Here is a 24880-nt window from a genome sequence, read left to right as displayed (position 1 = left end):
GGAGGAGGAGGAACACGCATGCAGGTACTTGACTCTCCCCTGCCTGTAGGGAGGGGGTTCTCACGGCTCGCGCCGTGATGCTCTCTGCTTCGTCGCCGACTGCCCGCCCGGAGTTCTCCGTTGAGGCCTTACACCAGCTCCACAGACTGTCACCGAAAGTCCTTCGGCCAAAATGTTGCGGGCTGCGTTCACGTCCCGGTCGTGGGTCGTGCCGCAGCCGCACGTACAGATGCGGACGTTGAGCGGCATTGTCGATGCGATGGTGCCGCAGGCGGAGCACAGTCTGGAGGAGGGGAACCAGCGGTCCACCGCGATCACTTCGCGGCCGTACCACTGGGCCAGTGGGCGATCACTCCGTTGCCGGCACCGAGTTCCAGGACGTCCGCGCCTTTCGGGAGCCGCTCGGGGAGTCCGGTCACGGCCGCGGCGAAGCGGTCCCTGGGCCTTGGCTGGTCGAGACCGAGCGGGCTGAGAGCCTCGTTTGTCGCGTCCGCCGCGTACTTGATGTCGTCGTGCCTCACGAGTCGATGCTGTGTCCTGAGCCGGTTCGTTCATGCGCCGAGGATTCATTGGGGAGGAGACCGGTTGTGGTGAACGCACGCCCGGCCGTCCGCTGTACGGGGCCGGAGTGTGCGCGACTGCCGGTGTGGCAAGTGGTCAGCAGGCCGTGCGGAACCAGTCGACGTAGGCACGGGCCACGTCCTGGAGCCGGAAGCTGCCTTCGACACGCTTCCTGGCCCGCTCGGCGAGCAGCACCCGGCGCTCGTGGTCCCGGAACAGCTCCGTCATGTCCGAGGCCAGAACCGCGGGGTCCTCGACGTCCGTCAGAACGCCGGCCCGGCCGTCGTCGAGGACCCAGGGGACGCCTCCGCTGCGGCCACCCGCCACGACCGGAACCCCGACCGCCATCGCCTCGAGGATGGTCAGGGGGAGGTTCTCCGCGCGGGACGGGTGCACAAGGACGTCGGCTTCCCGAGCAAGGCGCTGGAGCAGGAGGGGATGGGCGGTGGGGCCGGCGAACTCCACCCCTCGGTGCAGACCCTTCCCGACGGCCCAGTTCTCGGCGGGCCCGCCCGGTCCGAATCCCGCGCCGCACATCAGCAGCCGCGCTGCGGGAAGGCGATCGCGCACTTGCCGGAAGGCCTGGAGCAGCCCGATTCCGTTCTTCAGCCGGCCCCAGCCCTGCAGCGCCGACGCGAACACCGGTTCTCCATGGTGACGAGGAGCCCCGGCGCGGGGCAGGGAGTCGAGCAGCACGCCGTTGGGGATCACCTCGACATGCCGCCGCACCCCGAGACACCGACGCAGGTGCCGGACCGTGTACGGACTGACGGCGCTGAGGGTGGTCGCCCGGTGTACGGCGGGCAGGGCCAGGCTGTGGCGCATCCAGCGAAAGGCACTCCGCATCTCCCAGGCCGCGCGGAGGGGGGCGTCGTGCGCGGTGACGCAGGAGGGCAGTCCGGTGTCCGTCGCCGCGAGTGCGAACTCGTAGGTCCAGTGGGCGCTGATCACATCGGCGGGGTGCTCGCGCATGGCCCTGGCCAGTCCCCGGCGCTCGAAGAGGAAGAAGTCGCGCGCACGATGCCTGGCCCTGTGGCGCTGCGGCACGGCGACGATCCGCAGCGGATCGCCGTCACCGTACACGCGGCACTCGCTCAGCTCGGCGCTCAGGGCGTAGACGGTCACGCGGTGCCCCTGTTCCAGCCACGTCCGCACCAGCCAGCCCGTGTACGGAAAGGCGTAGACAGCCGGGACTCCCTCCGGCAGGTGGCTGCGGAGCGTCGCGAGATCCACGGGGCCGGCAAAGCCGATGTGCATGGTCAGCTTCCTAATCCTTGAGTAAGCGGCTGCGGTTGGTCCCGTCAGGGACTGTCCGGGCCGTCGATGTGGTGTGGTTCGCAGCACCCCCGTGGGCACCGGGCCGGCCCCTCTGGCTTCCCGGTCCCGGGAGACCTTCTGAAAGAGCGGTGGCGCCCGGTGTCTTCGGGCCGCTACGAATCCCGCCGACCTGTGCCGGACGTCGATCGTCGTGGTGTGAGCCCGCCGCACGGTGACCCCGTCGTACTCCACGAGCCATTCGAGCTCTGATCGAGACCGGCGCCCCCGTGGTGCGCTGGTGCCGCGAGCGGCTGGTGCGATGGCGGACCATCGAGTCCTGGGAGGAGGTCGCCGGGTGGCCCGCACAGGCTTATCACCTGCGCACACGCACGATGAGAGGGGAACGGCTCGACCGTGTTCTGCGGGGTCGACGGGGCGGAGTCTCATCACGGCATGGCCCTGGTCGACCACGAGGGCGACCTGCTGGCCAAGCGCCGCATGGGCGACAATCTCACCGGCTACCGGCTGCTCCTGGACCTGCCGGCCGAGCACGGCGACAGCCCCGATGCCCCGATACCGGTGGCCATCGAGGCCTCCAGCGGCCCGCTCGCGGCCGTTCTGCGAACCGGCACGCGGAAGATCTTCGCTGTCAACCCGCTCGCCGCCGCCCGCTACCGCGACCGGCACGGCGTCAGCCGCAAGAAGTCCGATCCCGGCGACGCCCTGGTCCTGGCCAACATCCTGCGCACCGGCATGCACGCCCACCGGCCGCTGCCCGACGACAGCGAGCCGGCCCGCGCCATCACCGTCCCAGACCGCGCTCAGCAGGACGCGGTCTGGGCCCGTCAGCGGATCGCCAACCAGGTCCGCTCGCTGCTGCGCGACCACTACCCCGTCGCGCTGGACGCCTTCCTCGCCAAGCAGGGCGGCCTGACCCGCCCCGAAGCCCGCACGGTGCTGACTCCGGCACCGACGCCGACCGCGGGAGCCCGGCTGATCCTGCAGCGGCAGCGGACCGCCCTCAAGCGCGCAGGCCGCAGCCGCGGCATCGACGTCCAAGCCGAGCGCATCAAGACCGCCCTGCGCGCCGAGCAGGCACACCAGCCCACGCTGGTCGAGGACGAAAAGGCCCAGCAACTGCGCGCCCTGATCGCGCAGTTGGACGCAGCCCGCAAGGCCGTCGACGACCTCACCGAGGCACTGAACGCCTCTTTTCACCAGCAACCGGACGCTGAGATCCTGCTCAGCTTCCCCGGCATGGGCGTCCAGCTCGGCGCCCGGGTGATCGCCGAGACGGGCGATGACCGCACACGGTTCGCCGACGCCCGGTCCCTGAAGGCATACGCGGGCTCGGCCCCCATCACCTGGGCCTCTGGCAAGAAACGCTTCGTCTGACGCCGCTACATCAAGAACGACCACCTGACCACCCACCAGTGGGCCTTCGCAGCCCTCACGGCCTCGCCAGGAGCAGCCGCGCACTACCGCCGCCGACGTAAACGCGGCGACTGGCACGCCCAGGCCCAGCGGCCCCTGTTCAACCCGCATGATCGGCCTGCTCTACCACTGCTTGCAGACCCGACGGCCCTTCGACGAACAGCACGCTTTCACCTCCTCATCGGCGGATCTGGCCGTCGCGGCTTGACCTCTTAGGCACGTGAGATGTCTTTCACATCGTCATGGGCCGCGGCTGCGAGCCGGGCCCCTTCTCCGGTAAGTTCGGGGCCGGCACGAGGCCCTCCCGGAGAACGCAGGATCCCGGCCGCAGAGGCCACCGCGTAGAGCGGGATCCAGCGGCGAAAGAGCGCACAGAGCACGACGACCGGCAGCATGCAAGCGAGTCCGTAGCCGATCGCGGCTGCCGGGGACCGGCCGGAACCCCCCAGTGCGGCCGCAGCACCCAGTCCGCCGCCGATGAGCGCATGGATCGCGTGCATGCGCAGCGCCGCCCCTGTGTGCAGCAGGCCGGCCCGGTGCCAGCCGCCGAGCTGCACCAGATGTCCGGCCGTCTGCCCGACGGCCACCGCGCCGGCGAGCAGGACGAGGCTCTGTTCCATGACCGCGATGCCGATCCCCGCGAACGTGGTCGACAGCACCGTCAGTTGTGTCGTCAGCACTGCCCTGCTCGCGTGCCTGGTCTGGTCGATGATCATCCCCGACCGGCACAGCAGCGCCATGCCGGCGCCTGCCGCGGTCAGTGGCACCAGGGCGGTGGCGAGCTCCCAGCCCGGACCGAGCAGCAGTCCGAGCGCAGCGGGTCCGAGCCCGCACAGTGCCCCGAAGCCGACGAAGGTGGCGGCCGATGCGGCGCACACGACGTACTCCGCCGCACGGCCGCCCACGAGGCGGTCCGAGGCCCGCCGTTCGGCGAGCAGCGGAGTGGCCGCCGAGTTGAGGCCCTGGAAGAGGACCTGGGAAGGAAGACCGACGAAGTAGGCGGCGCGGGAGTAGGCTCCGGTGGCTCCCGCCCCGAACAAGTGCCCGGCCATCCACGTCGGCGAACTGGTGCTGGCGAATTCCAGGAGCCCGAAGCCGGCCAGAAAGCCCGAAGGCACAAGGAGTTGTCGCGCCCTGACCGGTGCGCCGGGGGGCAGCACGGGCCGGGCGGAGACCCTGAGTGTGACGAGTGCCAGGGTGACGGTCGCCGCCGCGGGCTGCGCGGCGGCCAGCCCGAGGGGATTCCAGCCGAGGGCGATCAGTGTCACGCCGGCGGCGATGCCGCTCGCCTGGCCTGCGAGTTCACAGGTGACCGCCGTGCGGGCCCGCCCGGTGCGACGCAGGGTGGCGATCACGACCGTGGCGGCCGGCTGTACGAGGAACTGGCAGCCCAGCAGGCGGAGCAGCGGCGTCATTTCGGGCATGTGCCACAGCGTGCCGATCAGCGGGGCGGTCGTCTGCACCACGAGGAAACAGAGGATCCCGCAGGCGGTCCCGAGCCGCCAGGCAGCGTGCACGGCGGGCCGCGTCAGCACTCCGGCCCGCAGTACGTAGGTGGCCAGTCCCCCGTTGGACACGTACCCGAGCAACTGGATCACGGTGAGCGCGATGGCGTACGCACCGAACGCACTGGGCGTCACCGTTCGCCCGGTGTACATGGTGTACGCGAGCTGGAGCACCAGGAGGACGGCGGAGCCGGAGCAGTTCCACCTCAGCCAGCGGAGAGCGGACCGGGCTCCGACCGCGGGGACACAGTCGGCGTCAGCGTGTTTCACGCAGGAACCACCTCATGCCGCATGAAGGGGAACGGTCGTACCGTGACCGGCTTCAGGAGGTCAGAACGAGGGTGCCTTGCAGACGAGAACCAGACCCTCGGAAAATGCCGGGCGCAATTTGGCGGCGGCACGAAAGACGGCCCGCATAATACGTTCCCGGACTCTCTTCCCCGGGCCGAAAACGTGGTAGAAGAGCCACCGGCTCGGCTGCAGTCCGCAGTCCGAGACCAGGCGGGCCAAAGAAGCTGGGGTGAATACGTACACGTGATCCGGGTGAATGCTTTCCCACCCCCTCATGGTGTTGACAATCCCCTTGACCGCGAGCCCGTTGGGAGTCGAGAGAATCAACTCGGCCCCGTTTCCCACCTCCCGCATCAGGTCCGCGATACCACGGAGGAACGAGGCCGCGTCCCGTACGTGCTCGATGACGTCGCCTGCCAGGACGACGTCGGGCTTGAACGCGGCGGCAACGGACCTGTCGGCCGGGTCGGCGACGTTCATGACGGTGTACTCCCCGCCCAGCCGGTTCCGCAGGAGTTCGATTCCCTCGGCATCGATGTCCGCCCCGAGCACCGCGGAGGCGGTCTTCAGCAGCCGTGCGTGGAGGATCGAGCCGTCGTCCAGCCTTTCCTCGGTCAGCGGTGAGTCGGCACAGCCGATGTGCAGCACCCGGCGCCCGGCGCAGAATTCGAGCAGGAGCGCGTCCCGGTCGGGAATGACCGGCCCGACGGGCAGACGATGGACGAAGAATCCGGGATGTGGCATGACGCCTCTCCTCAAACTTGCTGAAGATCGTGCCGGGCGGATGGGATACGACGCCGGCACCCCGAAAGGAAGCGGAGATCGGCATCTACGGATGCAGCCGCGCCGAATCCAAGGGTATCCCAGCATCCTTCCAGCTCGGAACTGACACGCCCTCGTCATGGCCCGGTCCGCAAAAGCCGCCCCGGGGGAATTTTTACACCTGCAGAAACCCCCTCCGGATTACTGAGGCGGTGATCGGCCGTCGCTTCCACCTGACCTACACGATCCGGGGCGTGCGGAAGCTGCTGGTGCGCAACGGATGGTCCTGCCGGGTCCCGGCCCGACGGGCCGTGGAGCGGGACGACGATGCGGTGGCCGGGTGGGTCGAGGAGGTGTGGCGGTGCGCGGAAGACTCGCGGCGGCCCGTGGAGCCTGGCTCGTCTTCGGGTCATGTCCCCTGTAGTGGTGTAACCGCGGCGGGTTGATCTTCTGTCTGGGGGTAAATCGAGTCCATGCCGCCCTCGGGGAGGTAGCTGTGGGGGAAGGCGATCCATTCGTCGTGCATCTCGATGAGGACGGCGGTGGCCGGGTCGTGCCACGCCAGCCGCACGAGCAGTGCGCCCGCAGGTCCGAGGCGAGCGGCCGATTCAGCGTGGGTTCGGGAGCCGGATCGCTCCATCCAGGAGTCTGCTACTTCCTGGCGACCAGCGACTTGGGAAGACCGGCGAAGCGCTCGAACCAGATGTGGGATTGAGGGAAGTAGGAGCGCATCTCGGTCACGGACAGCAGTTCGACTTCTTCGACATCTTGCGTCGCTTGTGGTCGATTGGCGCTCGAGATGTGTCCGTAGGGCCAGTGTTGTGAGACGGCGACGCGGGCGCGGAAGGGAAGCCACTGCATTCCCGGGAAGAGCCAGTGGGGTTCGACAGGGAAATATCGGTAGGGCGTCTGAATCCAGTGGTGATCGGCGCAGGAGTGGACGGTTTCGGCGAATTGCTGCCGATGGCGGTGGCCGCCCACGTGTTCCATGAGGGAGTTGGAATAGGCAAGGTCGAACCGTTCGCCTGCCAGGTGACCTGATGTGAGGAGAGTGCAGGCGTCCGCGACGAGAGGGGTGATGTCGGGTTCTGTTTGGTGCGCGGTGCTCGGGTCGAGGTTGACGGTCACCACGTGAGCGGGGCGGACTGGTGACAGACGCCAGGCGTGTGGAGTGCCCCCGAGGTCGAGTACGCGCATGTCTGCGAGGTTGGGGAAGCAGCGCAGTAGTTCTGCCCAGCGCCGTGTGCGGGCGCGGTGGGCGAGGGAACCGGGCTTGGTCGGGTCGGCAATGGCGGTGATGCTCATGCTGGCTCCTCTCACGCGACCTGTACACACGGGTCTCCTGAAACACGACCTGATCGACAAGCACAGCGTGAGCGGCCTAAACGGGCCAAGAGCGCCATTACTCCGCCCGTGGCATGTCACGGGCCATCAGACAGGGTTGCCGTGCTCAGCCATCCGTTGCGGTCTCCTCGGAGGTGACGCGGCCGCAGCGCGGATCGGCTGACACCGGCGTCACATCGAACGGATGCGAGCGGTCTCGTCGTGCAGATGTGGGCGTGGCGGGGCGGCTGTGTCGTTCAGGCACGTCGCCTGTGGAGCGGCTACGCGGTGCACGCGGCCCTGGGGCTCGCGGTGTATGCGGCGGCAGTCGCCCTCTCGAAGATCGCCTCCGGCCGGTCCGTACCCGCTGCCGTGCTCGTGCCGGTGGCCGTCGCACTCGCCGTGGTGCTGTGCCGCCCGGTGCGCACACGGCTGCCCTGTACCGGGTGGCGGCCGAGCGCGATCAGCTCCCCCTCCCCCTGCCGGTGCGGGGACGGGGCCGTCGGCGCGACCGGATCACCCGGCACCCGGCACCGTGGTCAATGCCCGCGTGTCACGTCCGGCCGGATGCGGGCTCGTGGTCGCGGAGGAACACCACATCGCACTGGAGCATCTGACCGGTGCGTCGATCGGTGAACCCCGGGACCACCGCCATGAGGGTCAGTCCGTAGCGCTGTTGCGCCATGCCCATCACCTTCTCCAGCAGGGGGCCGCCCTCGTACAGCGGGACGCAGGACGCCTCCAGCTGCAGACCGCAGCAGCGGCGCGCGAGAGCGTCGGCTCCTTTCAGCACGGCTTCCTCGTACCCCTGGACGTCCAGCTTGACGAAGACGCGGTCCCCGGGTCCGGCCAGCTGCGGCCACAGGTCGTCCAGGCGGTACTGCTCGGCCTCCTGGCGCCCCACGTAGCGGGAGTCGGGGCACGCCTGGGCATGCCGGGGCAGCATGGGCAGGACGGAACTGCTCAGTCCGCTGTTGCCGGCCACGTTCAGGGTGACGGTGGTCCGCTCGTCGCCGACGGCGTGCGGGAACACGGTCCACAACGGGTCGCGGGCCGCGCGGCGGCGCAGGGCCTCGAACGCTGCGCGCAGCGGCTCGAAGGACACGATGCGTCCTCGGTAGCCGAACCGCCGCAGGGTGTGCCCGTACTGGCCGCGGTTCGCGCCCACGTCGAGCACCACATCGGTGCCTGAGTGGCGCAGCAGCTGCACCGCGCGGTAGTCGAAGGAGCACTGCGGAAACCGGTGCACGTCGAAGCCGAAGCGCTGCACGGCTGTGCGGGCCCGGTGGAGAACAGTCACCCGCCCATTGTGATCAACCGTCGCCTGGTTTGTCACTTATTGCGGCGTTACACGCCCCGCTGTTCCTCCGGTTCCCGTTCACAGGGCCGTGCGGTCCCGGTCCTTGACGGCGGGCGGGGCGAGGGGCGCCGGACGCGGCACGGGCGCCACCGGACCGGGCGCGGGGGCCGGCGCTTTCGACCTGCCGGCGGCCCGCGCCTGCCACAGGCACAACCCGAGCAGCACCGCCTGCTCGGGAATGGCCGAGTAGGACACGAAGAGCACCAACTGGCCGATCATCACCACGCGCAGGGCAAGCGTCGCGGGGCCCTGGCGTCCGAGCCGCCGGAAGGTCTGGACATAGACGACCAGCAGCGCCAGCAGCCCCACAAGTCCGAGGCGCAGCATGATGTGCAGGTAGTAGTCATGCGGGGACACCGTGACAAGCCCGCCTGCGATGATCCGTTCGTAGCCGGACCCGAACGGCGCGCCGACCAGCCACTGGGCGACGGTCCGCGGGGCGTCGAGCAGTTCCTGCCAGCCGAGCAGCCGCCACACGAAGGTGCTGTGGGTGCCCTGGGTCTCCCTGACCGAGTCCGCGAGGAAACCGCCGATCGCGCCGAAGGCGCCGGCGGTGTACAGCAGCGCCACCACACCAAGGGCGAACACGCCCGCACAGGCGGACACCAGGCGCTGTCCGCCGCGTGCGGGACGCAGCGCCCACCAGGCCAGCGCCATCGTCGCGGTGGCCACCCAGACGGTCCGGTGCTGGAGCAGGACCACGAGGAGGAGGAGGAACAGCACGGCCACAAGGTGCCTGCCGCGCCCCTGACCGCCCGCCGGGACGGCGTGGTCCGCCGCGGTGTCCCGGCGGGCGGGCGGATGCGCCGACAGCAGCACCGCGGCCTGGGCCAGGACCAGCGCCGCGGCGGCGGGCACCGGCCGGGCGTCCACCGTCACGCCGTCGACGGCGAGATGGGCGTTGACCGCATGCAGTCCGCGGTCCGCCCAGCCGGCCACGCTGAGCAGCGCGTACGCGGCCGCGGTGGCCAGCCAGGCCCGGGGGACGAACCGGTTCAGTGAGGCACTCAGCGGTGCGGTGGCCAGATACAGGACGATGGCGAGGAACTGCCAGAAGGCGACGCGGGAGTCGTTGCCCGCGGCCTGCAGGCCGAAGTCGGCCACCCCCCGCAGGGTGGACCAGGCGGTGAGGGCGAGGAGGGCCAGCAGCGCCCCCAGCCCCGCGCGGGCGGCCAGGCCCCGGCGGGGCAGGCGCACCACGGCGACGAGAAGCGCGCACACGCCCAGGAGGTCGGCCGGATACACGCGCACGCCGAAGTCGAGGGCGGCCTGCTGCCCGCCGGCGGCGACGATCCAGACCTGGGAGCCCAGCAGCAGAGCGATCGCGATCCGGCAGTGCCGGGCGAAGACCCACAGCAGCAGCCCCACGAACGCAAGCGCCGTGAGCAGCATCAGCAGGGTCTGCGGGTCAACGGGAAAAAGTCGCACCGTGATCCGTTCTGGGATGGGGGACATGCACTCGGGGGGCGAACCGGGTGCCCGCGGCCGCACGGTCAGGCGCCGGTGCGGCCGCGTGGCCGGTTGCTCAGGGGTCCGCGCGCAGGGGCGCGGTCGGGTGCTGCGGCCAGGCTCCGGGCCGGCGGCGCAGGGCGGTTTTCACGTACGGGGAGCAGAACACCAGCGGGGCCCAGGGGCCCAGGTGACGGCGGCAGTACCGCCACCAGGGCGCCGGCGGCTGTTCGCGTACCGAGGCCAGCCGCTTCAGTGCGGTGCGCACGTCGAGGCCGGGTTCGGCCGAGGTGCCCGCCAGCGCGTGGGTGTTGTCGTCGCAGGTGCCCACGTGGCCGGGTGCGAGCAGCAGCGGGATGCCGGCCCGGCGGGCGCGCAGCCCGTAGTCGTGGTCGCCCAGGCGGTGGGGGAAGGCGGGGTCGAGGTCGCCCAGGATGCGCCGGGCGGCGGCGGTGACCAGCACGGCGTTGCCGTTGCAGGTGTCGCACGGCTGCGCGTTGCCAGGGTCCGGTTCGATCCGGCGCAGCGCCGGGGGCCTATGCCGGGCGGGGGCGAGGCGGTAGCCGCTGTACGTGGTGCGGGTGCCGTCCCCGGAGCGCATGGCGCCCACGGCCACGGCCGGACGGTCCAGGGGGGCGGCGGTGTCGAGCAGCGCGGTGAGGGCTCCAGGGTCGAGGACCACGTCGTCGTTGAGCCACAGCACATGGGCCGCCGGATCGGCTCGGGTGGCGGCGATCCTGGTGCCGGTGCCCCAGTGGACGTCCGCGCCGACCGTCAGCACGTCGGTGGCGGGGAACGCGGCCCGCACCGCGTCGGCCGTGCCGTCTGCGCTGCCGGCGTCGACGAGGTGGACGGTGCATCGGGTACCCGCGGGAAGTCCGGTCTGCGCGTACACCGAGGCGATGGCCGCGAGTGTCCGCTCCCGGCGGTTGTGACAGGTCATCAGTACGGCGACGCCGCGCGGGGTACCCCGGGCCGGAAGCCGATCGGCGGGCATGGGATCACCGCGCGGCGGGAGCGGGAACGGCGGGGGGCGCCGTCCGGTCGGCGGCGGCCCCGTTGCAGAGGGCGTCGAGTTCCGCGTCGACCATCAGGCGGGCCAGTTCGGGCGCGCGGACCGTGGCGCGCCAGCCGAGGGCCTGCTGGGCCTTCGACGCGTCGCCGACCAGGTCGTCCACCTCGGTCGGCCGCAGATAGCGCTCGTCGAACCGCACATGGTCGCGCCAGTCGAGGCCGACGTGGGCGAAACACTGGTCGACGAACTCGCGCACGCTGTGGCTGGTGCCGGTGGCGACCACATAGTCGTCCGGCTGGTCCTGCTGCAGCATCAGCCACATGGCCTCGACGTACTCGGCGGCGTAGCCCCAGTCGCGGCGGGCGTCGAGGTTGCCGAGGTGGACGACGTCCTGCAGGCCGGCCTTGATCCGGGCGGCGGCCACGGCCACCTTCCGGGTCACGAACGTGGGGCCACGGCGCGGGGACTCGTGGTTGAACAGGATGCCGTTGACCGCGTACAGCCCGTACGCCTCGCGGTAGTTGCGCGTCGCCCAGTAGGCGTAAACCTTGGCGACCCCGTACGGCGAGCGGGGATGGAACGGGGTGCTCTCGTCCTGGGGCGGCGGGGCGGCGCCGAACATCTCGGAGCTGGAGGCCTGGTAGAAGCGGCACGGCAGGCCCGTCCTCCGGATGGCCTCCAGCAGCCGGATGGTGCCCAGCCCCGTGGTGTCACCGGTGAACTCGGGTTCGTCGAACGACACCCGCACATGTGACTGGGCGGCGAGGTGGTAGACCTCGTCCGGCTGCACCTGCTCCAGCAGACCGGTCATCCGCGTCCCGTCGGTGAGGTCTCCGTAGTGCAGGAAGAGACGCGCCTGCGGGTCGTGCGGATCGCGGTAGAGGTGCTCGATGCGCTCGGTGTTGAAGGTGGAGGCACGGCGGACGATCCCGTGCACCCGGTACCCCTTCTCCAGCAGCAGTTCGGCCAGGTAGGAGCCGTCCTGGCCGGTGATGCCGGTGATGAGTGCCGTTCTGGCGGTCACACGCGCTCCTTGGCTGATGGGGTTTCACGAGGCGACGGAAGGCTCCATGCGGATGGGCGCCCTGGCACCGCCTCAGTGTAGAGAACAATTACTGCATTTCTTATGCAATGTGGCGTTATGTCATCTTTCGACCCTTTCGCCGTAAAGTGGGGCAGCATCCCGACTTCACCGCCCACCCCTTCACCCACCCCTTCACCGGATCCGATCGGGGACGGACACCTTGGACCTTCGCGACTACCTACGAGTCCTCTCTCGCCGCTGGCGCGCCATCACCGTGCTGACGCTGCTCGGTACGGCGGCCGGCATGCTCCTCACGTACACGGCCGTCCCCGAGTACCGGGCCACCGCCAAGCTCTTCGTCTCGCTCCAGGGCGGCACCGAAGCCGACACCAGCCAGCTCGCGCAGGGCAATGTGTTCACCCAGGCCCGAGTCCGGTCGTACGCCGAGGTGGCCGCGAGCCCGCTGGTGACGGGGCACGTCGTGCGGCAGCTGAAGCTGAAGATGTCGCCGGCCGAGCTGAGCGGCAGGATCAGCGCGGCCGCCCAGCCCGACACCGTGCTGCTCCAGCTCACCGTCACCGACACGCGGGCGGCCCGGGCGGCGCGGATCAGCAACGCCGTCGCCGAACGGTTCACCGAGGTGATCCGCGGTCTCGAGCGCCCGGCCTACGCGGAGGCGTCGCCGGTGCGGCTGAGCATCACCGAACCGGCCGCCGTGCCCACTCGGCCCTTCTCGCCGCGGCCGGCCGTGAACATCGCGCTCGGGCTCCTGGCCGGACTGGTCCTCGGCGCCGCCTTCGCCCTGGCGCGGGAGACCCTGGACACGTCGGTACGCACCTCCAAGGCGCTGACCGACGCCCTGGCCGGCGTCGGCGGACCGCCCGTGCTCGGCAGCATCGTGCACGACCCCCACGCCACCACCCGCCCGCTTGCGCTCCGCGACGACATGCACGGGCTGCGCGCCGAGGGCTTCCGGCGGCTGCGCACCTGCCTGCAGTTCGTGGACGTGGACCGGCCGCCGAAGGTGATCGCGGTGACCAGCCCGCTGTCCGGCGAGGGAAAGACCAGCGTGGCGATCAACCTCGCCGCGACCCTGGCCGAGACCGGCGCCTCGGTGTGCCTGGTCGACACCGACCTGCGCCGGCCTTCCACCGCCCGCACCCTGGGCCTGATCCGCGACGCCGGACTGACCACCGCGCTGATCGGCCGGGCCGAGGTGGGCCAACTGCTCCAGTCCGCGGGTTCCTTCTCCGTGCTGACCAGCGGCGCGGTGCCACCGAACCCCACCGAGCTGCTGGGCAGCGCGCAGCTGAGGGCCGTACTGCGCGGCCTCGCAGAGAAGTTCGACCATGTCGTGGTGGACACCGCCCCGGTGCTCCCGGTCGCGGACGCCGCCGTGATCGCCTCCGAGGTCGACGGCTACCTCCTGGTCGTACGGGCCTCCCGCACCAGCCGCGACCAGGTCGCCGAGGCTCTGCGCGCGCTGCGGCACGTGGGCGCCTCCGTGGTCGGCACGGTCCTGAACATGGCGTCGCCGAAGGAGGACCGCGGCGCTCACGGATACGCCTACGAGTACCGACCGCAGTACCACGCGACCGGCCGGTTCGCCCGCCTCGCGAGGTTCGTCCGCCGCCGCCCGGCCGGGACCGGCCGCCGCCCCGGACTGGCCGGGATCGCCCGGGTCCTCAGGCGCCGGCGTTCCACCGGTGCCGCCCCGTCCCTGCCGATCCCCGGCGGCGGGCCCGGCGCCCGCCTCGGCTCCCCGGCCACCGCGCCCGCCGACGAGCCGCCGCGCCCGGTGGCCGTCGAACGGAGCGTGCAGTGACCGCCGCGGTGGCCGCGCCGTACGGAGCGGTCCACCGGCCCCTGGACCGGTCGGCCCGGGTGTTCGTGGCCGGGAGTCGGGGCCTCGTCGGGTCGGCGGTGCGGCGGCGTCTGGCGAGGGAGGGTTTCACCGATCTGGTGGGGCCCGGTTCGGCGGAACTCGACCTGCGCGAGCGCCGGGAGGTCTTCGAGTGGTTCGCCGCGGCCCGGCCGGACGTGGTGGTGCTCGCCGCCGCCCGCGTCGGCGGTATCAGGGCCAACGCCACCCGCCCGGCCGTCTTCCTCTCCGACAACCTGCGGATCCAGGTCAATGTGCTGGACGCCGCGCTGGAGCACGGGGTCGAACGGCTCCTTTTCCTGGGTTCCAGCTGCATCTACCCCAAGCTCGCGCCCCAGCCCATCCGGGAGGAGGCGCTCCTCACCGGACCGCTGGAGCCGACCAACGACGCCTACGCCATCGCCAAGATCGCCGGAATCCAGCAGGTCCAGGCGGTGCGGCGGCAGCACGGCCTGCCGTGGATCTGCGCCATGCCGACCAACCTGTACGGCCCCGGGGACAACTTCCACCCGGAGCACTCCCATGTGCTGCCGTCGCTGATCCGGCGCTTCGACGAGGCTCGCAGGGCAGGGGCGCGGCGGGTCGTGAACTGGGGCTCCGGGACGCCGCGGCGGGAGTTCCTGCACGTGGACGACCTGGCCCGGGCCTGCCTTCACCTGCTGGAGCACTACGACGCCGACGGCCCCGTCAACGTCGGAACCGGCACCGACCTGACCGTCCGGGAGGCCGCGGAGCTGGTCGCGGAGGTGGTCGGCTACCGGGGGACCCTCGCCTGGGACCCGGGGCAGCCGGACGGGACCCCCCGCAAACTGCTGGACGTCTCCCGGATCACCGCGCTGGGCTGGGAACCGCGGATCGGCCTGCGGGAGGGCCTCGAAGGCACCTACGCGTGGTACGCGGAACACCTCGGCTCGGGGGCGCTGCGGCACTGACCGTCCACGGCGTCCGGTCCGGCCCGCTCCCGGCCGGACCGGACGCACGGCCATGGGTCCCGGGTCATGGGCCATGGGCCCCCTGGGTCACGGGTCACGGGTCCTGGGTCATGGGCCAAGGGCCTTGGGCCCCCGTCATGGGCCATGGCTCACGGACCCGCGTCGCGGACCCTCATTCGCGGAGCCGCGGTTCGGCCCCGGGCGAGCGCCCGGGGCCATCCGAGTGCTGCTCGTACACCGTCCTGCCGAACACCCTGGTGCGCCTGTTTCGGAAGGGCCGCCTGATGTCTACGGATCGAAGCGCTTGATCCTCTCGAACGGTCCGGCGGATTGACGACCACGAGTGCCGGTGGAGGCGGTGCGGAGGGCACACCAGTGTCTGCTTTGACCTACGTATGCGAACGAACGACCGCGAGCGGAAGGCGCCGGGGCCCTGGAGCCGTACGCAGGCCCGGCTCGCCGGCGGTGAACGCCGTCGGTGGAGGTCGGCGCGTCGCCCCCTCGTCGCCCCCGGGTCGCCGCATCGGTGGCCACGGCCCGCCGTGGGTGCGGCAGACGACCTGTACTGCACCGCGGTTCGAATCTCACTTTTGACAAGCAGTAACGATCACCACTCGTCAAGCGTCTTCCACTAAGGAGCCCGAAACCATGCCCAGACGCTCCGTACGACGACTCGTCGTGGCCGCCGCTGCCGCGAGCCTTGTCGCCGCAGCCCCGTTGATCGCCGCCCAGCCGGCGTTCGCGCAGTACCCGCCCGCTCCCAACCTGACCATCCAGGACGACGACCTCGTCCTGGAGCCCGGCCAGGAGGTCGCCTTCACCGGGCGCGGCTTCGAGCCGGGTGAGCCGGTCACCGGCCGTCTCGCACCGGCCGGCGGCGGAGGCGCGCCCGGCGGCGCAGGTGCTGCCGGCGCACTGGGCCGGTCCGCGGCGGTCGTCCCGCCGGCCTTCACGGCGGCCGACCCCGATTCCCGCCCCACGCCGACCGGGTCCAAGAGCCCCATGGCCGGTGACGGCGACCGGCCCGTCGTGGAACTGGGCAGGTGGACCGCCGACGCGAACGGCATCGTGGACTCGACGGTCATCATCCCCGAGGGGACCCGGGAGGGCGCCTACTACTTCCAGCTCGCCGGAGAGAATTCCGACCTCGTCCTCAGTGCCCGGGTGACCATCGACGAAGACGGCGACGGCGATGACGACGACCACGGCGACGGCGACGGCGACGGCGACCACGGGCGTCCCGGCCACGGCGACGGCGACCACGGGCGTCCCGGCCACGACGACGACCGCGGACACCACGGCGGCCACGACCGCGACGGTCGCGATCACGACGGTCGCGACCACGACGATGACGACGACGACAACGGCGGCAAGTCCGACCACGACGACTCCTCGGACGACGGCAAGGAGAAGCTGGCCGACACCGGCTCGTCCGACGGAACGGTGGCCCTGCTGACCGCGACCGGCGGTCTGCTGCTGCTCGGGGGCGGCGCGCTGGTCGTCGCCAAGCGCCGGCGCAACGCCTCCCAGCGGGGCTGAGCGGAACCTGCGCGTCGTACGACGGCACCCACCCCCCGTACCGGATACCGGAGAGCTCCCGGAACAGCGCCCTCGCTGTCCGGGAGCTCTCCGCGTGCGGGGGGCCGCGACACGAATGCGGCATGGGGGCGAATCCCCCGGTGAGCCGGTGGCGGCACGCCGCCGGCGCGGCGGGGGCGTGCGAGTGTGCGGAGCATGCGTGTCGCGTTCACGGCCCCCGCGGCCGTCCTGGCGCTCGCCGCAGGCGCCTCGGTGAGTTCGTGCGCGGCGGACGGTGGTGCCGGTGGCCGGGGTCCGGAGGTGCGTGGCCGGGCCACGGCACCGGTCGAACGCCTGCGGGTGGAGGTCGTCCAGACGCTGCCGCACGACCCGGAGGCCTTCACCCAGGGCCTGGAGATGGCCCACGGCACGCTCTACGAGAGCACGGGTATCGCCGGCCGGTCGGCGATCGCATCGGGACGGCCGGGGGCCCCGCCCGCACGGCGCGTGCCGCTCCCGGCGCCGCTGTTCGGTGAAGGGATCACCGTGATCGGGCCGACGCTGTGGCAGCTGACCTGGCGCGACGGCGTCGCGATCGAACGCGACACCGGGACCCTGGCGGAGCTGCGGCGGGTGCCCTACGACCGCGAGGGCTGGGGAATCTGCCACCAGCCCCACCGGGGCCGCCTGGTGACGAGCGACGGCTCCTCCCGGCTCGACTTCCGGGACCCCGCGACCCTCAGGAGGAAGGGCTCGGTCGTCGTCACGCTCGACGGGCGGCCGGTGGACCGGCTCAACGAACTGGAGTGCGTCGGCGACACCGTGTACGCCAACGTCTGGACCACCGACCGGATCGTGCGGATCGACGCCGACACCGGACGTGTGACGGCGGAGATCGCCGCGTCCGGTCTGCTCGGTGCGGCCGAGCGGCGGCGCGCGGACGTCCTCAACGGGATCGCGGCCGTCCCCGGGACCGGTCAGTTCCTGTTGACCGGCAAGTGGTGGCCGAAGATGTTCCGGGTGCGGTTCGTGCCCGCGGCGCATGCTCCGGGGCCCTCGGGCGCGGCCCCCCGCTCACCGGCCGCCACCGTCCGGACCCCGGCCGCCACCGTCCGGACCGCGGCCGCCACCGTGCGGCCGCCCACCACTTTCGCCCCATCCCCCACCGCCACCGTTCAGTCCCCCACCACCACGGTCCGCTGAGCCGAGAAGTCCCCCCAGTTCCCGTCCGGGAGTCTGGCGCGCAGCTTCAGCGAGTGGCGGGTGCCGGGCCGGTCGGTCACGGTGAGGGTGTACGTCGCCCGGCCGGGCGGGGGCTCGGCACCCCAGACGATCGTCGTGGCGAGCCGGCCGTCGAGGAAGAGCTGGTGCTCCCGGACGGGGGCGCCGGTCTCCGGCGGGGTCCAGGTCAGCTCGACCGTGTGGGCCGAAGGGGTGGTGCGCCGGATGACCGCGGTGAGCCCGGTGGGGGCCGTGTCGGGGCCCGCGTCCGGGGCTCCGGCGGTCGTCAGTTCGAGCGAGGCGCTGCCCGGTGAGGAGTTGTCGGCCGCGTCCCGGGCACGGACGCTGAACGTGTAGGCCGTGCCGGGCCGCAGACCGGTGATCCGGGCCGTGGTGGAGGTGCCGGGCACGCTGTGGATGCGGGAGCCGGCCTGGTGGACGTCGTACGCCGTCACCCCCCGGTCGTCGGTCGAGGAGTCCCAGGACAGGGTGACCGCACGGCTGCCCTCGGCGCGGCCGGTGAGCGCTCCCGGACGGCCGGGCGGGCGGGTGTCCCCGGCGGCGAGGGCGAGCGTGGTGACGCGGGCCGGCGCGCTGTGGGCCGACGCGTTGCCGGCGGTGTCGACGGCGCGCACGGTGAACACATACGACATGGCGGGGGTGAGTCCCTCGACGTCGGTCATGCGCGTGGCCGCCGGGAGGGACTTGACCCGCCGGCCGTCGCGGAAGACCTCGTAGCCGCTCACGCCGCCGGCGTCGGTCGCGCGCTCCCACATGACGTGCACGGACGTGGCGCTGCCGGCGTGGACGGTGACGCCGCCCGGCGCGGAGGGGGCACGGGTGTCCACCGCCCGGGCGCCGTCCCCGCACGCCGTGAGCAGCAGCGCGGACGCACAGGCCGACACGGCCAGGAACAGGGGGCGTTGCACCGGACTGCCTCCATCCCGCCGGGGCATTGGTCCAGACCTGTATGGCACAGTCCGCCGCACCCGGCAAGAGGGCGGAGCGAGGGAACCGGGGCAGGGCGGTACGGGACACCACGAGACGGGGCGGCCAGGGCGGTACGGGACACGCGCGACGGGGCGGGCCGGGGCGGGATCAGCACATCGCGGCGTCCTACCGTTCGGCGTGGCCCAGCGTCCTCCCCGGCGCGACCCGGTCCCTGACGGCCCGCTTCACCGCGGTCGGCTCGGGAAAGCCCTGCTCACGCCGGTCCCAGACCAGCTCGCCGTCGACGCGCACCACGAACACTCCCCCGACTCCCGGTTTCAGCGCCACCTCGGCGAGCTCTGACCGGTCGAAGGTGCCGAGGAGTTCCTGGGCGAGCCACGCGGCGCGGGGCAGCCAGCGGCACTGGGTGCAGTACTCGATCTGCAGCCGGTGGCCGGCCGCTTCCGGCTCCGCTCCGGGTTCGGGCGCGTCGTCTGCCGTGGGCACCTGTCTCGCCTCTCACCTTCCCGAGCCGCGGCTGCGCGCCGCGGACCGTTTCGCCGTCGCCTTCGCCGTCTTCAGGGTGTGCGCCGCCAAGTCTGCCACCCTGCCGTCGGGATGCCGTCCGCGCAGGTCCTCCAGGACGCGGACCGCGCTCGCCGGGTCGGCGTCCGCCAGTGCCGGCAGCAGGGAGGCCGCGCCGCCCGGCCAGCCGGCGGCGGCCTCGTCGAAGGCGTCGATCAGGGCGGTGGGAGCCGGCTCCGGGGCACCGTCCTCGCCTGCGGTGGCCACGAAGGCCCGCATGTCGTCCGCCCAGCGGGCGTCCAGCTCCTCCAGCAGGAACACGGCGCGGGCGGTGAGCGGCACCAGGCCCTCGTCGGCGGGTTCGCCCCGGGAGTGCAGGAGACGGTGCGCGTACGCGCCGGTGACGGGATCCGCGAGCGCGGACCGCAGCGGTCCGTCGGGGATGCCCGCGCGGTCCAGCCGGGCGAAGAGACCCTGCGTCAGCGTCCGGTAGAAGTCGGCGGCCTTGGCCGCGGAGACGGCGTCCAGCAGTTCGCTCCACACCGCGTCGGTGGCGCCTCTGGCCGTCGTCCACGCGGTGAGGGCCGTGGCGGCGACGGCCGGGGGCCAGTGCTGGACGGCCCCGACGGTACGTGCCGCGTCCCAGGAGGCCGGCTCGTGCTCGTCGGGGGCGGTCACATGGCCCGCGGCGAGGACGAGGCGGACGGCGGCGTTGCCGAGGGGGGTGAGACCGTAGGCGTCGCCGGTGCGGAAGACACAGCCGGTCCCGGTCAGCTCGTCGACCACCGCGGCGAGCGCGCGGGCCCGGTCGTCGACCGCCGACCGGTCGTCCTCGGTGAGGCCCGGGAGTCCGAGAAGCCCGGACAGTTCGGCGAGAGCGGGCGTCTCGTAGGCGGCCGGGGCCGAGGCCGGGACGGCCGCCGGGGCGTCCTCCAGGTCGCGCGGGACGACCAGGTCGGTGTGGCCGGACGCCCTGCGGGCCACCGAATCGGGGGTGCCGCCGCGGGCGTACAGCCCGTAGAGCACATGCGCGGCGTCGAGGGCGTACTCCTCGTCCGCGGGGTTGTCCGGGTCGGAGCGGGAGGCGATGCGCTCCACGACGGCGGCGAGCACGTCGGCGGCGAGTTCGACGAGTTCCTGCGGGGTGCCGTCGGTCCAGACGGCCTCGGCGGGCCCGGGGAGGCCGCACAGCTCGGCGAGGTCGCCGACGTCGTCGCTGCCGGCCGCGAGCGCGGCGGGCAGCGGGGCCGCCCGCAGCAGCGCCCGGATCTCACCGGGATCGGGCAGGGCCGCGGGCGGGGGCAGCGGCACCGCGGAGTCGCCGTGGTAGTCCAGGTGTTCGTCGAGGAAGCGGTCGGCGAGGACGAGGTGCGGCAGCTCCTCGGGACCGGGGGCGAGAGCGGCGTACGGGCCGGACAGCGCCGCGGCGAGCCCCGCCGCCGTCCAGCCGTCGGACAGGCCCGTCGCCAGCGCTTCCAGCTCGGACATGAGCGCCTCCTCGGGGCAGTCGGCGTCCAGGATGGACGTCACGGGCAGCAGCGGCCCCGCGGGCGAGGAGTATTCGAGGTCGTCGGCGAAGGCCGCCAGCAGTACGTCGGCGAGCCGGATGCGGGACTCGAAGGTGGCGGCGGTGACGTCCGAGCGGTGCAGGGGTGCGGGGAGCGCGGGCCGGCCCGCGCGGGGGGCGGCGTCGAACGCGGCGAGCCAGGCGCTCACCGCCCCCGGGTCGTCCACCTCGACACCGTCCGCCCGCATCAGCGACGCGTACCAGCGGGGCCAGGTGAGCCTCCCGGGATCGCCGTGGGCCTCCGCGAACACGGGCACGGCCTCCTCCACCGCGGCGAGGACGCGCGCATGGCGCTTGGCGTTCAGCCGGCCCGCCTCGCGCACCCGGTCGGCCAGCGCCGTGAGCACCGACGGGACGGCGGCGGCCTCTTCCGGGCTCGCCCACAGCAGCAGGGGCAGATCCTCGACGAGCACCCGGCGTACCAGCTCGGGCGTCGGCTCGGGTACCCCCGCACGGCGGTCCGCGCCGTGCAGGGCCAGCAGGGTCAGCACCGCGTCCGCGGGACGGGGCGGGAGGGCGGTCCTCCGCTCCCTCTCCGCCCAGGCGAGGAATGCGTCGAGGCCGGTGTTCAGGGCAGTGGTACGGGTCACCTGGGGAGCGTATGGGTGTTCACCGGGGCAGCGGGGCTGTCCGTGCGGTCCCTCGCCCGATCGGGGGAGGGACCGCCGCCGGACCGCGGGGCGCGGCCGCCGCGGCGGGGCGGGGAGGGGCCGGAGCGCATCGGTGACTCCACCCACGCGTCAACGCGCGGGCGTCCTGTGCCGGTGGCCATGCCGCCGCGCAGAGGGCCGGACCGGACCGGCCGGCGCCCCGGGGACCGGGGCGCGCGACCGGCGCGGCGGCGACCGCCGGTCCGCCGGACGCCCGTCCGGCAGCCGTGCGGCGAAGGGGGTCCGCCGCCGCACGGAAGGCGGCCGGACGCCTCAGTGCACCGGAACCGGATCCGGCTCCCGCCCCGGCTCCCCCGGTGCCGCCTGGGCGGATCGCGCCCGGGTGCCGCCCAGGTGGTTGAAGGCCAGGTTGAGCACGATGGCGACCACGCAGCCGGTCGAGATGCCGGAGTCGAGCACCACCAGGAGGTCCTTCGGGAAGGCGTGGTAGAACCCCGGCGCCGCGATCGGGATCAGCCCGATGCCCACGGAGGCCGCCACGATCAGCGCGTTCTCGCCCTTCTCCAGGGCCGCCGCGGCCAGTGTCTGGATGCCGCTGGCGGCGACCGAGCCGAAGAGGACGACGCCCGCGCCGCCGAGGACCGGCAGCGGGACCAGGGCGATGACGGAGGCCGCGACGGGGCAGAGCCCCAGCAGAATGAGGATGCCGCCGCCGGCGGCCACGACGTAGCGGCTGCGGACCTTGGTCATCGCGACCAGGCCGATGTTCTGCGCGAAGGCGCTGCACATGAAGCCGTTGAAGAGGGGACTGATCGCGCTGCCCAGGGTGTCGGCGCGCAGTCCGCCCTCGATGGTCCGCTCGTCGGCCGGACGGTCCACTATCCTGCCGAGGGCGAGCATGTCGGCGGTCGACTCGGTCATGCAGACGAGCATCACGATGCACATGGAGACGATCGCGGCGACCTCGAACTGCGGGGCGCCGAAGTGGAACGGGGTGGGGAAGCCGAACACGTCCGCGCCGCGCAGGGCGTCCAGGCCGGTCATCCCGAGCGGGACGGCGATCAGCGTGCCGGCGACGAGGCCGAGGAGAATGGCGATCTGCTGCAGGAACCCGCGTAGCAGTCTCCGCAGCGCGAGCACGATGACGAGGGTGAGCGCGGCCATGCCGATGTTCTCCGCCGAACCGTAGCCGGGCGCCGCGGAGTCGCCGCCCTGGGCCCAGTTGAAGGCGACGGGCAGCAGGGAGACGCCGATCAGGGTGATCACGGTGCCGGTGACGACGGGCGGGAAGAACCGTACGAGCTTGGAGAAGTACGGTGTGAGCACGAAGCCGAGCACACTGGCGACGATGATCGCGCCGAAGATCACGGCGATGCCGTCGTAGCCGCGGTCCCTGCCGATGGCGATCATCGGGGTGACACCGGCGAACGAGACGCCGTTGACGAAGGGGAGCCGGGCGCCGACCTTCCAGAAGCCCAGCGTCTGCAGCAGGGTGGCGATACCGGCGGTGAAGAGGCTCGCGCCCATGAGGAACGCGGTGTCCCGGGCGCCGAGGCCCACGGCGGGCCCCACGATCATGGGCGGGGCGACGACTCCCGCGTACATGGCGGCCACGTGCTGGAGGCCGCTGGTGAACATCCTGAAGGGCGGCAGCGTCTCGTCGACCGGGTGCCTGCGGTCCTCGTCGACCGGGTGCCCTCGGTCGTCGGGGGAAGGGGACCGGCGGTCGTCGGGCGCAGCGTCCGCGTACCCGTCCACGCCTGCGTCTGGGTACCCGTCTGGGTACCCGTCTGCGCCCGCGTGTGCGTCTCCGTCTGCGTCTGCATCTGCGTCTTTGCGGAACCTCGGCTCGGCTGCCACGGCAATTCCTCCGGTCGGTTAACACGTCGGCTCCGACGTGGGTGTCAGGGAGGTCAGAAGTGGTGCGTGGTGCGGGTGTTGCACAGGGTGCCGAGGGGTTGGGCGCCCATGGAGAAGTGCCGTGGGGTTGCCGGCACAGGGGAGGGTCACCGCCCCGGGAGGTGTGCGACGTGTCGGCGCACACCTCCCGGTGACGGCTGCCGTGGACCCCGCTCGGGTCCACGGCCCGCCGGCCGAGGGCCGTCCCCCTCAGCCGGACTACCGGGGGTGTCAGGCCTGCGCGGCGATCCGCGCGAGGCGCTGGGCCTCGTCCCGCGTGGAGCGGGCGATGGCGTCCTCGTCGGCCTTGAGCAGCCGGCCGTTCTCGACGACCGGCTCACCGCCGACGAGGGAGAGCGTGACCGGGGCCGCCGCACCGAGGACCAGGGCGGCCACCGGGTCGGCGATGGAGGCGTGGGCCAGGGTGTCCAGCTTCCACAGGACCAGGTCGGCGAGCTTGCCCGGCTCCAGAGAGCCGATCTGCGTGGCGCGGCCGAGGACCTCGGCGCCGCCGTACGTACCCAGGCGCAGCGCCTGACGCGCGGTCAGCGCCGCTTCCCGGTGCACCGGGTTGAGGCGGTTGACGAGCAGTGCGTTGCGCAGTTCGGTGTGCAGTTCGCCGGACTCGTTGGAGGCCGTGCCGTCGACACCGAGTCCGACCGGGACACCGGCCTTCAGCATGTCGGGAACGCGGGCGATCCCGGCGGCGAGGCGGGCGTTGGACGAGGGGCAGTGGGCGACACCGGTCTTCGTCCGGGCGAACGCCTCGATGTCGGAGTCGTTCATGTGGACGCAGTGCGCCATCCACACGTCCTCGCCGAGCCAGCCGGTGGACTCGAAGTACTGGGTGGGCCCCATGCCGAAGAGCTCGTGGCAGAACTTCTCCTCCTCCACGGTCTCGCTGCCGTGGGTGTGGAGGCGTACCCCCTTGCGGCGGGCCAGTTCGGCGCCCTGCCTGAGCAACTCGGTGGAGACCGAGAAGGGGGAGCAGGGGGCGACGGCGATCTGCGTCATCGCGTCGAAGGAGGCGTCGTGGTGCTTGTCGATGGTCTCCTCGGTGGCGGCCAGGGCGCCTTCGAGGGTCTCCACGGCGAAGTCCGGCGGCAGCCCGCCGTCCTTCTCGCTGCGGTCCATCGAGCCCCGGGCCAGGGTGAAGCGGACGCCCATCTCGGACGCGGCCCGGATGATGGCGCCGGAGAGGTCGCCGGAGCCCCGCGGGAAGACGTAGTGGTGGTCCATCGCGGTGGTGACTCCGCCGCGCGCCATCATGGCCAGGGAGCCCTGCGCCGCGGAGTAGGCCATCTGCTCGTCGATGCGCGCCCAGGTCGGGTAGAGCGCGACCAGCCAGTCGAACAGGTTGTGGTCGGTGGCGAGGCCGCGGGTGATCCACTGGTAGAAGTGGTGGTGCGTGTTGACCAGGCCGGGGGTGGCCAGGTGGCCGGAGGCGTCGACGCGGCGGACCACGTTCTCCAGGTTCCCGGGGGCCTTGCCGGGGCCGACGGACTCGATGCGGTTGCCGGTGACGACGATGTGCCCGGAGGCGTACTCGGTGTCGCCGGCGTCCACGGTCGCGATCGCGCAGTTCTCGATGACGATGCGCGGGGCTGCTGCCGATGCTGCCATGGCGGTGCGTCCTCTGTCTTTCGGTGGCGGTACGGGCACGGCAGGACCCTGGAGGATTTGAGTGCCACGGGCCGGGGGCCGTGGGTGCCGAGAGGATGGACGGACGGGGTGGAGGGCCCGGGTGGGCGGACGGGGTGGGGGCGGACGGGGTGGGCGGGACCGCCGCGGGCGGTTCCGCCCCGGGGGCATGT

At 72.3% G+C, this 24880-nt stretch carries 18 protein-coding genes and 4 pseudogenes; 6 read left to right on the top strand and 16 right to left on the bottom strand.

Going from position 1 to position 24880, the window contains the following annotated elements; genetic code table 11:
* Nucleotides 1-60 precede the first annotated feature (60 nt).
* From DDW44_RS25880 to DDW44_RS25875, 3 genes and pseudogenes are all read right to left on the bottom strand, one after another.
* A pseudogene (locus DDW44_RS25880) lies at nucleotides 61-339 on the bottom strand (zinc ribbon domain-containing protein); the annotation flags it as partial.
* Nucleotides 315-521, bottom strand: a complete 207-nt coding sequence (locus tag DDW44_RS32200; protein ID WP_167455456.1) for a hypothetical protein — start codon at nucleotides 519-521, stop codon at nucleotides 315-317. The pseudogene DDW44_RS25880 and the gene DDW44_RS32200, both read right to left, overlap by 25 nt.
* A 136-nt stretch (nucleotides 522-657) precedes the next feature.
* Nucleotides 658-1818 carry a glycosyltransferase family 4 protein gene (locus DDW44_RS25875; RefSeq protein WP_167455534.1) on the bottom strand — a complete coding sequence of 387 codons (1161 nt, stop codon included), beginning with the start codon at nucleotides 1816-1818 and terminating at the stop codon, nucleotides 658-660.
* Between the two features lie 453 nt (nucleotides 1819-2271).
* On the opposite strand from DDW44_RS25875, the pseudogene DDW44_RS25870 reads away from it, so the two are divergent.
* A pseudogene (locus tag DDW44_RS25870) lies at nucleotides 2272-3460 on the top strand (IS110 family RNA-guided transposase).
* A gap of 4 nt (nucleotides 3461-3464) precedes the next feature.
* On the opposite strand, the gene DDW44_RS25865 reads toward DDW44_RS25870, so the two are convergent.
* Nucleotides 3465-5027, bottom strand: a complete 1563-nt coding sequence (locus DDW44_RS25865; protein WP_108907941.1) for an oligosaccharide flippase family protein — start codon at nucleotides 5025-5027, stop codon at nucleotides 3465-3467.
* Between the two features lie 60 nt (nucleotides 5028-5087).
* Nucleotides 5088-5792, bottom strand: coding sequence for a class I SAM-dependent methyltransferase (locus DDW44_RS25860; RefSeq protein WP_166802795.1), 705 nt, complete (start codon nucleotides 5790-5792; stop codon nucleotides 5088-5090).
* 224 nt (nucleotides 5793-6016) lie between these two features.
* Between DDW44_RS25860 and DDW44_RS33600 the strand changes: the two are divergent.
* Nucleotides 6017-6216 (top strand): annotated as a pseudogene (locus DDW44_RS33600) (winged helix-turn-helix domain-containing protein); the annotation flags it as partial.
* Between the two features lie 3 nt (nucleotides 6217-6219).
* Here the strand turns inward: DDW44_RS33600 and DDW44_RS33595 are convergent.
* The 6 genes and pseudogenes from DDW44_RS33595 to gmd form a co-directional block, all read right to left on the bottom strand.
* A pseudogene (locus tag DDW44_RS33595) lies at nucleotides 6220-6357 on the bottom strand (IS256 family transposase); the annotation flags it as partial.
* 104 nt (nucleotides 6358-6461) lie between these two features.
* Nucleotides 6462-7115: an SAM-dependent methyltransferase gene (locus DDW44_RS25845; RefSeq protein WP_108907938.1), complete on the bottom strand. Its 654-nt coding sequence runs from the start codon at nucleotides 7113-7115 to the stop codon at nucleotides 6462-6464.
* A 571-nt stretch (nucleotides 7116-7686) separates the two neighbouring features.
* Entirely contained in the window at nucleotides 7687-8433 is a 747-nt protein-coding gene (locus tag DDW44_RS25835; RefSeq protein ID WP_108907936.1) for an FkbM family methyltransferase, read from the bottom strand.
* Nucleotides 8434-8511: 78 nt separating this feature from the next.
* On the bottom strand, nucleotides 8512-9921 hold the full coding sequence (locus DDW44_RS25830; RefSeq protein ID WP_146207058.1) for an O-antigen ligase family protein: 1410 nt from the start codon (nucleotides 9919-9921) through the stop codon (nucleotides 8512-8514).
* Nucleotides 9922-10018: 97 nt separating this feature from the next.
* Nucleotides 10019-10939 (bottom strand): glycosyltransferase family 2 protein, encoded by a 921-nt coding sequence (locus DDW44_RS25825; RefSeq protein ID WP_108907934.1) that lies wholly within the window; start codon nucleotides 10937-10939, stop codon nucleotides 10019-10021.
* A gap of 4 nt (nucleotides 10940-10943) precedes the next feature.
* Nucleotides 10944-11981, bottom strand: a complete 1038-nt coding sequence (gene gmd / locus DDW44_RS25820; protein ID WP_108907933.1) for a GDP-mannose 4,6-dehydratase — start codon at nucleotides 11979-11981, stop codon at nucleotides 10944-10946.
* Between the two features lie 220 nt (nucleotides 11982-12201).
* Here gmd and DDW44_RS25815 point away from each other — a divergent pair, with 220 nt between their 5' ends.
* The 4 genes from DDW44_RS25815 (at nucleotide 12202) to DDW44_RS25800 (ending at nucleotide 17516) form a co-directional block, all read left to right on the top strand.
* Nucleotides 12202-13806, top strand: coding sequence for a tyrosine-protein kinase domain-containing protein (locus DDW44_RS25815; protein ID WP_244224112.1), 1605 nt, complete (start codon nucleotides 12202-12204; stop codon nucleotides 13804-13806).
* On the top strand, nucleotides 13803-14795 hold the full coding sequence (locus DDW44_RS25810; protein ID WP_108907931.1) for a GDP-L-fucose synthase family protein: 993 nt from the start codon (nucleotides 13803-13805) through the stop codon (nucleotides 14793-14795). Before DDW44_RS25815 ends, DDW44_RS25810 begins: the two co-directional genes overlap by 4 nt.
* A 648-nt stretch (nucleotides 14796-15443) precedes the next feature.
* On the top strand, nucleotides 15444-16334 hold the full coding sequence (locus DDW44_RS25805; RefSeq protein ID WP_146207057.1) for an LPXTG cell wall anchor domain-containing protein: 891 nt from the start codon (nucleotides 15444-15446) through the stop codon (nucleotides 16332-16334).
* Between the two features lie 195 nt (nucleotides 16335-16529).
* Complete coding sequence (locus DDW44_RS25800; protein ID WP_108907929.1) at nucleotides 16530-17516, top strand: glutaminyl-peptide cyclotransferase; 987 nt, start codon at nucleotides 16530-16532, stop codon at nucleotides 17514-17516.
* Here DDW44_RS25800 and DDW44_RS25795 read toward each other — a convergent pair.
* From DDW44_RS25795 to DDW44_RS25775, 5 genes are all read right to left on the bottom strand, one after another.
* Complete coding sequence (locus DDW44_RS25795) at nucleotides 17489-18463, bottom strand: fibronectin type III domain-containing protein (protein WP_425275663.1); 975 nt, start codon at nucleotides 18461-18463, stop codon at nucleotides 17489-17491. The two genes, DDW44_RS25800 and DDW44_RS25795, sit on opposite strands and share 28 nt — an antisense overlap.
* A 187-nt stretch (nucleotides 18464-18650) precedes the next feature.
* Complete coding sequence (locus tag DDW44_RS25790; protein WP_017944491.1) at nucleotides 18651-18971, bottom strand: Rdx family protein; 321 nt, start codon at nucleotides 18969-18971, stop codon at nucleotides 18651-18653.
* A 12-nt stretch (nucleotides 18972-18983) separates the two neighbouring features.
* Nucleotides 18984-21146 (bottom strand): hypothetical protein, encoded by a 2163-nt coding sequence (locus tag DDW44_RS25785; RefSeq protein ID WP_108907927.1) that lies wholly within the window; start codon nucleotides 21144-21146, stop codon nucleotides 18984-18986.
* Between the two features lie 333 nt (nucleotides 21147-21479).
* Nucleotides 21480-23027 carry a nucleobase:cation symporter-2 family protein gene (locus DDW44_RS25780; protein ID WP_166802794.1) on the bottom strand — a complete coding sequence of 516 codons (1548 nt, stop codon included), beginning with the start codon at nucleotides 23025-23027 and terminating at the stop codon, nucleotides 21480-21482.
* A 270-nt stretch (nucleotides 23028-23297) separates the two neighbouring features.
* Nucleotides 23298-24689 (bottom strand): 8-oxoguanine deaminase, encoded by a 1392-nt coding sequence (locus DDW44_RS25775; RefSeq protein ID WP_018888759.1) that lies wholly within the window; start codon nucleotides 24687-24689, stop codon nucleotides 23298-23300.
* Nucleotides 24690-24880: the final 191 nt, after the last annotated feature.

The sequence above is a fragment of the Streptomyces tirandamycinicus genome (assembly GCF_003097515.1).
GTDB classification, from domain to species: Bacteria; Actinomycetota; Actinomycetes; order Streptomycetales; family Streptomycetaceae; genus Streptomyces; species Streptomyces tirandamycinicus.
The sequence above is the reverse complement of the archived record's forward strand: the minus strand, read 5'-3'. Positions and strand labels throughout refer to the sequence as shown.

Coding starts and splice junctions, on each gene's coding strand:
- DDW44_RS25875 (WP_167455534.1), bottom strand. CDS start 1,818: ATGCACATCGGCTTTGCCGGCCCCGTGGATCTCGCGACGCTCCGCAGC.
- DDW44_RS25860 (WP_166802795.1), bottom strand. CDS start 5,792: ATGCCACATCCCGGATTCTTCGTCCATCGTCTGCCCGTCGGGCCGGTC.
- DDW44_RS25845 (WP_108907938.1), bottom strand. CDS start 7,115: ATGAGCATCACCGCCATTGCCGACCCGACCAAGCCCGGTTCCCTCGCC.
- DDW44_RS25825 (WP_108907934.1), bottom strand. CDS start 10,939: ATGCCCGCCGATCGGCTTCCGGCCCGGGGTACCCCGCGCGGCGTCGCC.
- DDW44_RS25805 (WP_146207057.1), top strand. CDS start 15,444: ATGCCCAGACGCTCCGTACGACGACTCGTCGTGGCCGCCGCTGCCGCG.
- DDW44_RS25800 (WP_108907929.1), top strand. CDS start 16,530: ATGCGTGTCGCGTTCACGGCCCCCGCGGCCGTCCTGGCGCTCGCCGCA.
- DDW44_RS25775 (WP_018888759.1), bottom strand. CDS start 24,689: ATGGCAGCATCGGCAGCAGCCCCGCGCATCGTCATCGAGAACTGCGCG.